Origin of the sequence: Filimonas effusa, assembly GCF_004118675.1 — a bacterium.
GTDB classification, from domain to species: domain Bacteria; phylum Bacteroidota; class Bacteroidia; order Chitinophagales; family Chitinophagaceae; genus Filimonas; species Filimonas effusa.
Genome location: NZ_SDHZ01000001.1, coordinates 768,343 through 783,507 on the forward strand (window position 1 = coordinate 768,343; position 15,165 = coordinate 783,507).

Sequence of the window (15,165 nt, forward strand, 5' to 3'; positions counted from 1 at the left end):
TTCTTCTGTTGCCCTTGGGAGACTGTTAATGAGAAAAACTAATATCATGAGAAAACAAAATCTTCCCGTTACGGGATTAATCATGTTGTTCACTTAACATCTTATTCTGATATTTCTTTAGCTCCGGCAGGTCGCCTGAGATACAATGAGGAAAGCTATTGGCTTTTGCATGTACTGCTATAGTCATGCCCTGATGATAGCACCCGCGTATCCGGGGGGATTTGTTATGCGCCTGCTTATGATGTGTTTGCGGCACTGTTGGTGACCGCACGGGCCTCCTATTGCCTGCTTTTTTAAAAAACAACTCCCATTTCCTTCATTTTAAAAAACTGTATCATGAGAGATCGCTCCCTTTTGATGTCGGGTTTGTTGTTGTTATACGCCTGATAATTGTTCCCATTGTTTGTTAGTGCACTGCTTCCCGCAGCTGCAACAGGCGGCTTCATGCCTAACCTGCAGACCATTCTATGCCCTTATGAAAGCCTATTCTTTTCATAAAAAATAATATCATGAGAAACCTATTTTGTTTTTTAACGGGATTGTTGTTGCTATGCTTTGTTAGTGCGACAGCGCAAACCCGTTCTCTATCCGGAAAAATAACTGACAATAATGGTGTGCCTATCGATGGTGCAAGTATTCTTATCAAGGGTACTTCGCGCGGAAAAAGTGCTGATAGTTCAGGTAATTTCACTATTACTGTAAAGTCAGGTGATATACTGGTGTTTAGCGCTACCAATTATGCTTCCAAGGAAATTAAAGTAAGTTCGCAGGCTAGTCTTTATGTATCATTACTCCCCGAGGATAATGTGATAGAAGAGGTTGTAGTAACAGCTTTGGGTATCAGGAGGACGCGTAATTCTTTACCTTATTCGGCTCAAACCGTTGGCGGTGATGAGATCTCCAAGGTTCGTTCTTCGAGTTTTATTACGGGTATGTCGGGAAGGGCTTCTGGTATTGAGATCAAGCAAAACAATACACTTGGGGGGTCGGCCAATGTTGTGATCAGGGGCAACAAATCGTTGATCGGTAATAACCAGGCATTGTTTGTGGTTGATGGCGTGCCTGTTGATAATAGCAATACCAATACTACCGATCAGAAAAGGGGGCGTGGTGGTTATGATTATGGGAATGCGGCTGCGGACATCAATCCTGATGATATTGAGTCTGTCAACATTTTAAAAGGAGCTGCTGCCAGCGCCTTGTATGGTTCAAGGGCGGCGAATGGCGTTGTAATGATCACTACTAAAAAAGGCCGGAAGGGTACTCTTGGTGTTACAGTAAATGCGGGGCTTACTGTAAGTTCTATCGAGAAGTCTACTTTCCCCAAATACCAGGATCGTTATGGTGCGGGTTATGGTTACGGGTATGATGAAGATGTAGATCCGAAGGGATGGTTCTTTAATTTTGATGTGAACGGCGATGGCGTTCCGGACCTGGTAACGCCTACTACGGAAGATGCTTCATGGGGGTACCAGTTTAATCCTACGTTACAGGTGTATCAATGGGATGCTTTTGATCCGAGCTCGCCGAACTATGGAAAGGCCACTCCCTGGATAGCGGCGAAAAACAGTCCTTCTGCTTTTTTTGAGAAGCCGCTTTCGTATAATACAAGTGTTTATCTGGATGGGGGCAGTGACCGGGGGACCTTTAAATTAGGTTATACCAGGTCGGATGAGAAGGGTGTATTGCCTAACAGCAGTATTGTTAAAGACCTCGTTAATTTTGGCGGCAGTTATAATGTTGCTGACAACCTGATTGCGGGCGCCACTATCAATTTTTCAAAGATTGCGGGTCTTGGCAGATATGGCACAGGTTATAGCGGTGATCATGCGACTAACCTTATGACCGGTTTCAGGGAGTGGTGGCAGACGAATGTGGATGTTAAGGAGTTGAAAGCGGCCTATGACCGTACGGGGAAGAACGTTACCTGGAATCCTGCAGATCCATCGGATCCTATTGGAGGGGTGGTCCCGGCTTATTGGAATAACCCTTACTGGGTTCGTTACAGAAATTTTGAAACGGATGGGCGTTCCAGGTATTTCGGTAATGCGCATCTTACTTATAAAATAACACCCTGGCTTGATGTAATGGGCCGGGTAAGCCTTGATTCCTATGATGAGATGCAGGAGGAGCGGGTAGCCGTAACGAGCCTGGAGGTGCCTTATTATTCCAAATTCCTGCGTTCTTTCAGGGAGTATAATTACGACCTGCTTATTAATGTGAACAGGGATCTTAGCCCGGATATGAACTTAAAGGCTACTGTTGGTTCGAACATACGCAGAACGAAGATCAATTCTACTTTCGCTTCTACCAATGGGGGCTTGTCTGTCCCGGATATTTATGCGTTAACGAATACCAGGAATCCTATGGTTGCGCCGCCTGAAATACAAAGTACGGTGGGCGTTGATGGTTATTTTGCTACTGCTACGTTAGGCTACAGGGATTATCTGTTCCTTGATGCATCGGGAAGGATGGACAAGTCTTCGACCTTACCGAAAAACGATAATACTTATTTTTATTACTCTGGCTCTGCGGGTTTCGTATTCTCGAAGCTTATCGCTAATGCGCCCTGGTTGTCGTATGGTAAATTCAGGACCAACTATGCGCAGGTGGGTAATAGTCCTGATCCTCATGTGTTGATCGACTATTATGCTATCATACCCAGTTTCAATGGCGAGGGGCTTGCGGCCCCGGGCAATAACAACTCGATAAGTGCGCTGATCCCGGAGCTGGTGCTTAAGAATAATCCCACACTTAAACCAGAGAAGACAAAGGCTTTTGAAACCGGTGTTGAGATGTCGTTCTTTAACAGCCGTTTAGGGTTTGATGTAACTTATTACAATTCCAAAACCACTAACCAGATTGTGCCTGCCCCGGTATCGAGAGCAACCGGGTTCGATGGTAAATATATCAATGTAGGGGAGGTGGATAATCATGGATGGGAGTTGTCGTTGTATGGCACACCTGTTAAGTCGCGCGATTTTTCCTGGAGCCTGAACCTCAACTGGACGAAAAATACGAGCAAGGTTGCTGCTTTGGGTGATGGGATCCAGAACTTCCAGATTGGTTCTTACAATGCTGGTGTTACTATCAATGCAGCGCTTAATGAGCCTTATGGAACGATCAGAGGAGAGGGGTTTGTTTACAAGAACGGGCAAAAGCTGGTAAATGCTGATGGTTACTATGTTAAGTCTGGCAACACCAATGATGTTATAGGCAATATTGCTCCTGACTGGCTGGCGGGTATCACCAATACCTTCAAGTACAAGAATCTTTCACTAAGCTTTTTGATAGATGTTCGAAAGGGGGGGGATGTATTTTCACTTGACATGTATTACGGCCTGGCTACGGGTTTGTATCCTGAAACGGCTGGTGTTAATGAGTTAGGTGTTCCTATCAGGAATGATGTTACCAATGACAGTAAAAGCGGGGGGATCATTAATCCGGGTATCACTGATGCGGGAACGCCCAATACCGTAAGAGCTGATATCAGTACTGCCAATGGTTATGGTACGCTGGGTTACGTTGTGAATCCTGCGGCTGCATTTGTGTATGATGCCAGCTATGTTAAGCTGAGAGATCTTACGCTTACTTATTCTTTGCCTGAAAGTGTGGTGTCGAAGATGAAGCCATTTAAAGGGCTGGATATTTCTCTCTTTGGCCGGAATCTGTGGCTTATTCATAAGAATCTTCCTTATGCCGATCCTGAAGAAGGGGTGAGTTCGGGTAACCTGCAAGGTTACCAGGTAGGGGCTTATCCTATGGTAAGGGCAGTGGGTGCTAATTTAAAATTCAGGTTCTAAAATTGAAATTGTATGAAAAAGAATATAATCATCATAGTGTTATTGGGAATGCTGTCGTCCTGTACAAAAAATATAGACGAGCTTAATGAGCAAACGAAGAAGCCGACAGCGGTGCCGCCGTCGGCTTTGTTTTCGAATGCCGAGAAAAACCTGACAGATATTTTAACCTCTCCCAGTGTGAACTATAATATTTTCAGGTTGAATGTGCAGCATTGGGCTGAGACCACTTACCAGGATGAAAGCCGTTACAACCTGGCCGGAAGGAATATACCGCAGTCGTTCTGGAATAGCCTGTACCGAGATGTGCTAAATAGTCTTGCGGAGGCCAAGAAAGCCATACCGTTGCAGGATCCGCAGTTTACCACTGCGGGGCAAAGGCGCAATCAGCTGGCGATGGCAGATATCCTGCAGGTGTATGCGTGGTCTGTGCTGGTGAATACATTTGGCGATATACCTTATAAGCAGGCACTTGATATAGACAAATATCCTTTACCTGTTTATGATGATGCCAAGACCACATATTATGATCTGCTGACCCGTCTTGATACCTCTATTGCGGCATTGGATGAGGGTGAGGCTGCTTTTTCCTCGAGCGATCTGCTTTATGGCAGTGATATTGTTCAGTGGAAAGCATTTGCCAATTCGCTGAAGCTGCGGATGGGGATTATTATAGCTGACAGTGATCCGGCCAAAGCTGCCGAGGTGATAGCAGCTGCGGCTCCGGAAGCTATTTTGTCTTCATCGGATAATGCTGTTTTTCAATATGAGAAAGCGCCGCCAAATACTAATCCTGTGTGGGTGGAGCTTATTCAAAGCGGCAGGCATGATTTTGTGATAGGCCAGACCTTTGCCGATAGTCTGTTGGCGTATGACGATCCGCGTATTCCGTTATTTTTTACAAGAGATGCTGCGGGTGGTTATTCGGGGGGTGTTATAGGAGGAAATCCGACCAATAAATGGGGTACATATTCCAAGCCTGCAGATGCGATACAGCAGCCTGCTTTCGAGTCGGTATTGATAGACAATATGGAGGTTGAGTTTATACTGGCGGAGGCGGCTGCCCGCGGTATACAAGTAGGAGGTACGGCAGTATCGCATTATAATGCCGGTGTTACCGCTTCTATTCTATATTGGGGTGGTACTGCGTCGCAGGCCAGTTCTTATCTTGCCGGGAAAGGCAGTTATGCCAATCAGCATGGTACTTACAGAGAAAAGATCGGTTTCCAGAAATGGATTGCTTTGTATAACAGGGGGTATGATGCGTGGACGGAGGTGCGGCGGCTTGATTATCCTGTGCTGCCTGCTCCCAACCGTGCTGTATCCGATTTCCCGGTGCGTTATACCTATCCGGCGCAAGAACAAACACTGAACACTGCCAATTATAAGAATGGCTCTACAGCCATTGGTGGAGACCTGGTTACAACGAAGTTGTTCTGGGATCTCTATTGATGTTGAGATGGTGATCTATGTAACACCTGCTCCGAGATGGCGCTTAATGGAAGGCGTTCCGCGGGAACGCCTTCTTATTTTATCCAAGCGCTTCTTTGTCGGGCAGATCGCGGTATATTTTCTGAGGAAGTTTCATTGCGGGGATGAGGGCTGCGAGGATAAGTACGGCAGTAAATATGAACCCGTCCTGCAAAGCAAAATGTTCTGCCAGCGCCTGGGGGTATTCTTTTGCGGTATAATGGTCGTAGATATAGCTATGGATGGAGCCGCTTATTGCGATGCCTACTGATCCGCCAAGCTGCAGCATGAGGCTGTTCAGCGAGGTGGCTGTTGCTGTCTGGGATTTATCGACTGCGTTGAGCATTGCGGTAGAGACAGGCGCTATCAGGAAGCTGAGGCCCAGTCCGCGTATCACCATTGCCAGAACGATGAACCAGATAGCGGCGCCGGCATCGATGCGTGCAAACAGGAAGAAAGAGGCGGATAGCAGGCATATACCTACCAGGGAAATATTCCTGATCATTCCCTTGTCGGCCAGTTTGCCGGCCAGTGGCCTTGTAACAAGCATTACGAGGGCATTAGGAAGCAGCAGGAGTGCGCTTTGGATTTCGGTATAACCCAATAATCCCTGTAACAGGAAGGGCAGGAAGAACATGCCGCCAAACAGTGCGAGGGAGCGGATGGCTACGATGATGAAGGCCCTGTTGAAGCCTACATTCCGGAATACCGACAGGTCGAGTAGTGCATTTTTGCGTTTGGAGGAACGGATAAATAGCCAGAAGAACACCAATGTGAGGATGATGCCCCCGGCGAACTGCCATGATGTGAAGCCGTACCTGGAGCCTGCTGTGGTAAGTGTACATTGCAGTGCGAGAATAGAGCTTGCAAACAGGAGATATCCTTTGACATCGAGCGGGGAATCGACGACGGGTTGTTTCCTGAGGAAGCCCAGGTAGCGGCTATTGAGGATAATAGCAATGAATCCGATGGGGACGTTTACGTAGAAGATGGATTCCCAGCCAAGGTATTGGGTTAATACGCCTCCCAGTGTAGGTCCCAAGGCGGGCCCCATGACGTTACCTATGCCCCACCATCCAATAGCACTGCCGCGTTCTTCGGGCGGATAATTTTCGGACAAGATGCCGAGGGAGGTTGGTGTAATGGCGCCACCTCCTATTGCCTGTACGATGCGGGATGCCACCAAGAGCGGCAGGCCTGGTGAGAGGCTGCATAGCAGTGACCCGATAGTGAACAGGATGATACTTCCCATGTACAGGCGGTAGTAGCCGAAGCGGTTTTTCAACCAGGCAGTGAGGGGGATGAATAAAAGAAAGGTGATCATGTAAGAGGTGACCACCAGTGAGACGTCGTCTACTTCTACGTTGAATTGTTTTTGGATAACCGGCAGGGATACGTTGACGATACTGCTGTCTATGGCGGCCATAGAGGTACCGATCATAAGGGTTATCAATACTTGTGTTTTGTTCCTGAGCATATTTTCGCCATTTCTTAAATACTGTGCTTTGCTAATTTACCTAACGGTACGTTATCGTGAAAACCGGGTATAGGATTTTATCCCGTTATCGGGAGGAATTATGGCTGGTTCCGATTGTTTTCAACGAAGTAGAGCAGCAGGCTGTTACCTGCCAGCAACAATTGTGCTAGCCATGTTTTTTGATCTCATCGCTTCATTATTGTTTTTCCTTTTTATGAAAGACGGTTCTAAGTTCGTCTTTTGCTTTTTCGAGGATCTTCTTCTGGTATTGTGACAGGTTATCTGCTGTGCGGCTGATGTAAAAAATAAGCATAGACATGGCAGACTGGAAAGGAGTGCCTTTGCGGCGGTGGCTTTCGTTGTTGCTGTCATGGCCGTGGTTTTATTTATAAAGAATAAAATCGTTCCCGATGGGGGTGACGTGTTGGTTGCCGGGTTGTTACGCGGCGGTATGATATTTTAGCCGTTACCGGGGCGCTACAAGCGCGGTGTAACTAAAGTATCAACGTTAAAATAAAAGTATGAACGAGGAAAAATTGTGCAGCCGCAGGCAGGTGCTTGGCGGTATTGGAGTTGGTTTGGCTTCCTTAATAGTGTCGCAGGCTATGGCAGCGCCGGGTGAGGTGAAGTTTAGCACTGCTCCGGGGTTAGAGGATCCGTTGCGTAAATACCCCAAACCTCCTTTCAAGGAGCAGCAGCAGCCGTGGCCCGGGCTGGCGGGTAAGATGGATCCTAAGCCGGATCATGGAGAGAAGAGTTATAAGGGATCGAACAGGCTATTGGGCAGAAAGGCGTTGATCACCGGTGGAGATTCGGGTATGGGGCGTGCGGCGGCGATAGCCTATGCGCGTGAAGGGGCTGATGTGGCTATCAACTATTTGCCGGCTGAAGAGGCTGATGCGCAGGAAGTGATTGCGCTTATCAAGGCTGCCGGCCGCAAAGCTGTGGCTATACCGGGTGATTTAAGGGAAGAATCTTTTTGCTGCCGGCTGGTTGAGGAGGCTGTAAAACAGCTTGGCGGATTAGATATACTGGTGAACAATGCTGCGAGGCAGCAAACCAGGGCATCGATAATGGATTTGTCGAGTGAAGATTTTGATGCTACTATGAAGACGAATATTTACGCGCCTTTCTGGACTATTAAAGCTGCATTACCTTATTTGAAACCTGGTTCTGCTATCATTGCCACTTCGAGTGTTCAGGCATACAACCCTTCTGGTGAGCTATACGATTATGCGCAAACCAAGGCTGCCACCACCAATTATGTGAAGTCACTTGCCCAGCAGCTTGCTTCCAAGGGCATACGGGTAAATGGTGTTGCGCCTGGTCCGATATGGACACCCTTACAAGTAAGTGGTGGCGCTACCATGGAGAAGCTGAAGAAGTTTGGAGAAGAAACACCCATGGGACGTCCTGGTCAGCCTGCTGAGCTGGCTTCCATATATGTACAACTTGCGGCCAGTGATGCCAGCTATGCTACGGGGCAGATCTATGGCGCTTCGGGAGGGCATGGGCAGCCGTAGGCATTACACCTGTTGCGTTGAGCATGAGGTTGTGCAGGTCGGTATTCTTTACGAACGGCGGCAGCAGTTCTCTGCCGGGGCCGAATGCGGCAAGTTCTACGTAGTCTGCCGAGTGGTTGTTGCCTGCCCAGCTGATGCAAGTGTAGTTTTTCTGGATCTGCGCCAGTTCGTGATAAGGCAGTTTATAGGGATTGTATAATCCTTCTTCGTTAAGATTTGTGTAATGGCTGAGGATGGAGGCTGCTTCATCTTTCGTTATTGCGATACCCTGTGCTGCTTCCAATCGTTCTATGACCTGTGCGGCGGAGAAGTTTCTTGTGATGCCTGATAGCACCCATTCGTTGGTGTATTTCACGTGCTGCATGGTGTCGAACCCTGCGTTGGCTTTGTCGTCGTAAAACAGGCCTGGGTTGGAGTTGCCATGATCTGTAGTGATGATCACCAGCGTATCTTCCGAGGCTTCTGCAAAGTCGATGGCTACTTTAATGGCATCGTCGAAGGCGATCTGGTCGTAGAGCAGCGCTGCGGCGTCGTTGGCGTGCGCTGCCCAGTCGACTTTACCGCCTTCTACCTGTAATACGAAGCCGTTTTTATTTTGTTTGAGTTTGGCGATGGCTTCGCGTGTAAGTTCTGCCAGGGTAGGCGTTCCGGCCTGCAGTGTGCTATCCTGGATCCTATCTAAGGCGTAGGGTAAACCATCGTCGGCGAATGCGCCGATGAGCGGTTTTTGGGTGCCTGCAGCCTGTATAAGTTCCTGTCGTGTTTTGACAACGGTATATCCCTGCTGTATGAACTGGCTATAGACGTCTTTATGATCTTTTCTTTTGGCGCCGTCGAAATACTGCTGGCCGCCGCCGAGCATGACATCGAATTTCAGCGGCAGGTATAATAATGCTATTTCGGACTGGTCGCCGCGGCTTTTGCTGGTGATGCTGAAGCCAGCGGGTGTTGCGTGTGTGATGGGTACACTGGTAACGCAGCCTACTGCTTTCCCGGCAGCTTTGAACTTCTGAAGGATGGGCGTATGTTCTGTGCCATCGGCGGAGACGTTAAGGGCGCCGTTTTTGACTCTTACACCGCCTCCCCATGCCGAACTGGCGGCAGCAGAATCGGTAACGAGTGAGCTGGCAGATGCGGTATCCATTAAAGCCCTGCTGACCAGGTTCTGCTCATATAATTTCAACCAATTACTTTGTCTTCCTTCTTTCTGCCGGAGCAGGAGGCTTGCCATATTAAGCGTGCCTGTACTCATGCCATCACTTACCATGAATATGATGTTCTTTGCTGTATTCCCGGCTTGTTTGCCGGCTGCAAATAACGAACTGCCTCCCGGAATCAATGTACTTCCTACGGCTGTCAGTGATGTAGCTCTGAAGAAATCCCTTCTTTTCATGTGTTCAATTTAAGATCAAACGGCAAGATGCGGATAATATGAGCGTTTGGGCGGGAGGGGATATTATTTTGGTGTTAAGAATGGGATGATAAAGGAGCAGGGGATGCCGGATGATTGATAGTAAATGTTGGATGGCGGGGGGACTTAGGCGTAGTGGATGGTGGAGTGATGATGGGACGGATGATGTAGGGTGGCAGGAAGTGTTGGGGTTATTTTGCAGCAGCTTTTAGTTTGAGTTTTTGTGCAGGTAGTAAGATTTGGCTTTCAGGTATTTCATGCGGAAGTAGTCGTAAAAGATGGTAAAGACGAGGATGGCGGCGGGGAGGAAAAATGTTTTGTAATGCAGGATCTGAAAGAGGTAGCCGCCGATGATGCCACCGGACAAGAAGCAGGTGATGATAAGGATCCTCAACAGCAGGCGGCGTTTGTTTTCTTTACTCCATTGTTTTCGATTGAGGATGGCTGCGGAGAGGTCGATACCCAGGTCGGTGAACATACCGGTGAGGTGGGTTGTTCGTACAACCGAGCCTGAGATCATTGTTACGAGGGCGTTCTGCAGGCCCATGGCAAACAGTAGGCTTCCTGCAAATAAGCCTGTGGCGGCGCTGGATCCATCGTAAAAATGACCCAGGCTGCCAACGGTAATCAAGATAGAGATCTCAATGATCAATGGTAAGGTGTATGCGTAGGGTTTATCTCTTCCTACCATGCCTATATAAAGGCTTGACAGGAATGCGCCGGAGAGAAACAGCAAAAGCCATAGTGCTACTGTTCGTGCGGCCTGATAATAGCCCTCGGACAAGTTAACTGCCAGCAGGGCTGCGTGTCCTGTTACATTCGTTGTTAGTACGGAGAAGGCAATAAACCCGGCAGCGTTCACCATTCCTGCCGTTAAGCATAACAGGATCGCTAACCTGATGTTATGAATGAAATTCCTTTTCTTACCAATGTGCCGGAACATGGTGCAAATTTAGTTAATCTGCCTGTTGCGGTTAGAATGTTTCAGATAAATGACGCAGATAATGCCCAATGCGATCATTACTCCGAAGCCTGCTGCTGTAAAGACTTCGAGGTAGGGGCGTACTGCTGCCATAACATCGGCGAAGTTGTTTTCGGGATGGTCAACTGAAAGGAAGCCTTTCACCAAGCCTGCCAGGATCAGAGCCACCCAGAATACCGCGAGGCTGATGGTGTTGATCCTTATGGCGGTTAAGAGCCATTTACGGACGCGATCGGAAAGCGTGTCGACATCGATGATATAACCGAGGGCTGCGAGCAGCAGCATGGTGTTGATGCCTATGGTGGTACCCATAGCGTGTGCTACAGTAATATGCGTGCCGTGTGTGTAGCGGTTGATTGCGGGGATACTCATGAGCAGCGCCAGCAACAGGTTGGCAAAGACCCAAAGTTCGGCAGCGCCAATGAAGCGGTAGACTACCAGGTGGCAGAATTTCTTTGCTTCGGACAATGTATTTCTGAAGTTGCGGATGATGAGGAGGATGATCACCCATTCAGTCATGCTTACGGCATAGGCCACTCCGCGCATCCAGTTGTTGTTGGGGACGTTGTAGACGTGGTGTCCCCAGTTGAACATGAGGTTGAACAGGCCAAGGAAGAACAGGAACCAAGCTTTTTTCGTTTGGGCGACAGCCGGGTTACCGCTGATGGCTACCAGCAGGAAAACGGATAAGCCGTTGATCATTTGATTCCAGGCGCCTACCATAGAGCCATTGGCTTTCCACTGTACTGTTACTTCTCTCAGGAAGGATTCCCTGAACCAGGGAATATGCCAAAGGTTTTGTTCGAGGAAGGTGATGAGGAAGAACAGGATGCCTGATGTCCACATCCAGAAATATACCGGAGCGTCTTTGGGGATGCGTTTAAGAGATGCTGCCATGAACAGGAGCCATGCTGCGAGCAGGGGGATGTTGAGCCATGCCGGGAATTCCCAGTATTCGCGGCCTCCGTAGTTATGAAAGCAGTAGTTGATGAAGATGACCACGATGGTAATCATCCATAGAGCCATAAAGGGTTTGCTTTGCCGGCCGCTGAAATAACCAACGCAGCAAGCGGCTCCTGTAATGATCCAGAACAATGCGGCGGACGCGTGTACGGGGCGCAGTTCATGGAAAGGTAGAATAGAATTAAAGCCTGCGGGGAATAAGTAGCCTAACGAAGCAATCACTCCTGCTAAAATGGCCACCAGCAGCATTACTAATGCAAACCGGGTAAATAACCGTTGTAAATCCATCATAAAAAGTTCTAGAAAATATAAGTTCCTGTCCAGTGTACTGATTCTTTTGCTACCTGGCTTTTACCGCTTTTATCGACCCAACGCAGAAAGGATACGAGTGCATCCATTTCGGTTTCTGTAAGGTGCAGGTTGGGCATATTGGCTGTGCCGTACTTCATAAAGGTTTTGAGGTAGGCATCAGTTCCTTTATTGGCGTCTGAGGCGATATTGGTAAGATCGGGGCCCATATAGCCGCCGAGGCCATATAGCTGGTGACAGGTGTGGCAATTTTTCTGCTGCCAGATCTGCCATCCTGCGATGACGGTGGCTGAGGGGCTGACAGGTTGTTTTTCCGACCCACTGTAGATATAGACAAAAGAGGAGTAGATAAAGAACAAGACAATCAGTGTGAGCCAAACTTTGAGCTTCATTTACAGGGATTTCGGTCAAAATTACGCCGGGTATTCCGTTCCAATTATGACTTACGTCATGAATAGAATAGTGGAATGGTAGAATAATAGACGGGAGGGATAAGGAGTGGCTTTTGCAGTGGAATTGGGAGGTTATTTGGTGTGATGTGGGATACAGGCGGCTTGTGGGCGGCTTATAAGCAGCTATATAAAGCGTAGTATGATGCAGATGGTTTGTGTGTTCCGGTGATCCTATAAATGGCGGCGTGTTTTGCGGGGATTTTGGGTGGGATCAAAAGTATTGTTTTTAGAGTATGTTTTTGGTGCTGAAGCGGTGGGTAGACCGGAGGGTATGTTGTATCCCCTCATTTGAGTTATGTTCACAAAAATATAATGGCACCGGTTTTGTGGGCGGCGGCTGGAGCTATTTCCGGGTGAACGGGTAGGGTAAGTCAACACTGTAAAGACTTTGAAGAAATAAAGTAATGGAAATCATCTTTTTCAATGATCTCGATTATCCCCCAAGCCCGGCCTTCATGATAATTGTCATATGAGGTAAGCCATATCAGGGCTACATTTGTCTCGTAATCTTAATACATAACAATTATGGAAACAGATGCTATGATAGTTCCTTTCAAATCCGGTGAATGGAATTCTGCGATCAATGTGTACGACTTTGTGATTAACAACGTTACCCCGTACACAGGAGACGAATCTTTTTTAGCTGCACCAACAGAGAAAACTACCCGAGTATGGGAAGAAGTAAAAAGAGTGTTGTTGCAGGAGAGGGCCAATAACGGTGTGCTTGCTGTTGATACTGAAACAATTTCCAATATAACCGCTTTCCGCCCTGGTTACATCAAGCAGGAGGATGAAGTGATCGTTGGTTTACAAACCGACCAACTGCTGAAAAGGGGTATCAAACCTTTCGGTGGTATTAAACTGGTAGAATCTGCTGCTGCAGAGCGTGGCCTTAAAGTGGCTGACAGGGTAATTGATATTTTCAATTATGCCAAAAACCACAATGAAGGTGTATTCAGCGCTTATGATCCTGAAGTGCGCAGTTTCCGTTCCAAACACCTGTTGACTGGTTTGCCTGACAACTATGCGCGTGGCCGTATCATTGGTGATTTCAGGAGGCTGGCTTTATATGGTGTTGATCGCCTGATCAAAGCCAAAAAAGCTGACTTTGCTGCTATTGGTGGTGAAATGACCGAGCACAAAGTTCGTTTGCGTGAAGAAGTAAACGCCCAGATCGCTGCGTTAAAAGACATCGTTATTATGGCCAAAGAATATGGCTGCGATGTTTCCCGTCCTGCTCAAACTGCTGCTGAAGCTGTTCAGTGGGTGTACTTCGCTTACCTTGCTGCTGTTAAAGAGCAAGATGGTGCTGCGATGTCACTTGGTAACGTTTCTTCTTTCCTTGACATTTTCATTGAAAGGGATCTTCAGGCTGGTGTAATCACTGAAGCTGAAGCCCAGGAAATGATCGACCAGTTTGTAATGAAGCTGCGCCTGGTTCGTCACTTACGTCCTGGTTCTTATGACGAGATCTTCGGTGGTGATCCTACATGGGTAACTGAGAGCATTGGTGGTACTTTCCATGATGGCCGTACCAAAGTAACCAAAACCTCTTTCCGTTTCCTTCAGACCCTGTACAACTTAGGTGCTTCTCCTGAGCCAAACCTTACCGTTTTATGGTCTGACAAACTGCCTAAGAATTTCAAAAAATTCTGTGCGCAAGTATCCGTAGATACCTCTTCCATCCAATACGAAAATGACGATCTGATGCGCGGTACACGTGGATCTGACGACTATGGTATTGCCTGTTGCGTATCTTATCAGCCCATCGGTAAATCTATCCAACACTTTGGTGCAAGGGCCAACCTGCCTAAGGCGTTACTGGTAGCTTTAAACCAAGGCAGGGAAGAGCATGACGGTGTTAAACTGATCAACAATATTCCTGCTATTGCTGATGGTCCTTTGGATTATGACAAAGTACTGGAAGTGTTTAAATTAACACTGAGTGAACTGGCCCGTGTTTATGCGAAAGCCATGTTCATCATCCACTACATGCACGATAAATACTACTACGAAAGAGCGCAAATGGCATTCGTGGATACTGATCCTCATATTGACATTGCCTATGGTGCTGCCGGTATCTCTATCATTGCCGACTCACTGTCTGCCATCAAATATGCTAAAGTAACTCCAGTTCGTAACGATATTGGTTTGACTGTAGACTTCAACATTGAAGGTGCTTATCCTCAATATGGTAACGATGACGACCGTGTAGATAACATCGCTAAAGAAATCACTAAATTCTTCATCGGTGAATTACGCAAACACGCCACTTACAAAAATTCAACTCCTACTTTATCCCTGTTGACCATTACCTCTAACGTAATGTATGGTTCCAACACAGGTGCTACACCTGACGGACGTAAAGCAGGTGAACCATTCGCTCCTGGTGCAAACCCAATGCACGGACGTGATTGCAGTGGCGCTATCGCTTCATTGAACTCAGTATGTAAACTGGATTATAACGACGCTCAGGACGGTGTCTCCAATACTTTCTCTATGATCCCCAAATCGCTGGGTGATACAAAAGCAGAGCAAGTGGTGAATCTGGTAAATACCTTAACCGGCTACTTTAAACAAGGCGCTCATCACCTTAACGTGAACGTGTTGAACAGGGAGACTTTGATCGATGCTTACGAACATCCTGAAAACTATCCTCAGTTAACTATTCGTGTATCTGGTTACGCGGTGAACTTTGTAAGATTGTCACGTGCACACCAATTAGAGGTGATCACCAGGACCTTCCATGAAAGTATGTAGTCGCAGATACCAATAACT

The 15,165-nt window shown here is 47.5% G+C and carries 9 protein-coding genes and 1 pseudogene; 4 read left to right on the forward strand and 6 right to left on the reverse strand.

The window, feature by feature from the left end:
- The first annotated feature begins 509 nt into the window (after positions 1–509).
- The gene (locus ESB13_RS02905; protein ID WP_129001532.1) at positions 510–3,803 is read left to right on the forward strand and encodes a SusC/RagA family TonB-linked outer membrane protein; all 3,294 of its coding nucleotides are present in this window, start codon (positions 510–512) and stop codon (positions 3,801–3,803) included.
- A 12-nt stretch (positions 3,804–3,815) separates the two neighbouring features.
- Positions 3,816–5,252 (forward strand): SusD/RagB family nutrient-binding outer membrane lipoprotein, encoded by a 1,437-nt coding sequence (locus ESB13_RS02910; RefSeq protein ID WP_129001533.1) that lies wholly within the window; start codon positions 3,816–3,818, stop codon positions 5,250–5,252.
- A 79-nt stretch (positions 5,253–5,331) separates the two neighbouring features.
- On the opposite strand, the gene ESB13_RS02915 is transcribed toward ESB13_RS02910, so the two are convergent.
- Positions 5,332–6,747, reverse strand: a complete 1,416-nt coding sequence (locus tag ESB13_RS02915; RefSeq protein ID WP_129001534.1) for an MDR family MFS transporter — start codon at positions 6,745–6,747, stop codon at positions 5,332–5,334.
- A gap of 196 nt (positions 6,748–6,943) precedes the next feature.
- Positions 6,944–7,105: pseudogene (locus ESB13_RS02920) on the reverse strand (DUF3175 domain-containing protein); the annotation flags it as partial.
- Between the two features lie 163 nt (positions 7,106–7,268).
- Here ESB13_RS02920 and ESB13_RS02925 point away from each other — a divergent pair.
- Positions 7,269–8,270 carry an SDR family oxidoreductase gene (locus tag ESB13_RS02925; RefSeq protein WP_129001535.1) on the forward strand — a complete coding sequence of 334 codons (1,002 nt, stop codon included), beginning with the start codon at positions 7,269–7,271 and terminating at the stop codon, positions 8,268–8,270.
- On the opposite strand, the gene ESB13_RS02930 is transcribed toward ESB13_RS02925, so the two are convergent.
- From ESB13_RS02930 to ESB13_RS02945, 4 genes are all read right to left on the reverse strand, one after another.
- Positions 8,224–9,663, reverse strand: coding sequence for an alkaline phosphatase (locus ESB13_RS02930; protein WP_129001536.1), 1,440 nt, complete (start codon positions 9,661–9,663; stop codon positions 8,224–8,226). The genes ESB13_RS02925 and ESB13_RS02930 overlap by 47 nt on opposite strands.
- 226 nt (positions 9,664–9,889) lie before the next feature.
- A complete protein-coding gene (locus tag ESB13_RS02935; protein ID WP_129001537.1) occupies positions 9,890–10,624 on the reverse strand; it encodes a YoaK family protein in 735 nt (244 codons plus the stop codon).
- 9 nt (positions 10,625–10,633) lie between these two features.
- Positions 10,634–11,917: a cbb3-type cytochrome c oxidase subunit I gene (locus ESB13_RS02940; RefSeq protein WP_220399538.1), complete on the reverse strand. Its 1,284-nt coding sequence runs from the start codon at positions 11,915–11,917 to the stop codon at positions 10,634–10,636.
- Between the two features lie 8 nt (positions 11,918–11,925).
- Positions 11,926–12,327 carry a c-type cytochrome gene (locus ESB13_RS02945; protein WP_164974077.1) on the reverse strand — a complete coding sequence of 134 codons (402 nt, stop codon included), beginning with the start codon at positions 12,325–12,327 and terminating at the stop codon, positions 11,926–11,928.
- A 585-nt stretch (positions 12,328–12,912) separates the two neighbouring features.
- On the opposite strand from ESB13_RS02945, the gene pflB reads away from it, so the two are divergent.
- Entirely contained in the window at positions 12,913–15,147 is a 2,235-nt protein-coding gene (gene pflB, locus ESB13_RS02950) for a formate C-acetyltransferase (RefSeq protein WP_129001538.1), read from the forward strand.
- Positions 15,148–15,165: the final 18 nt, after the last annotated feature.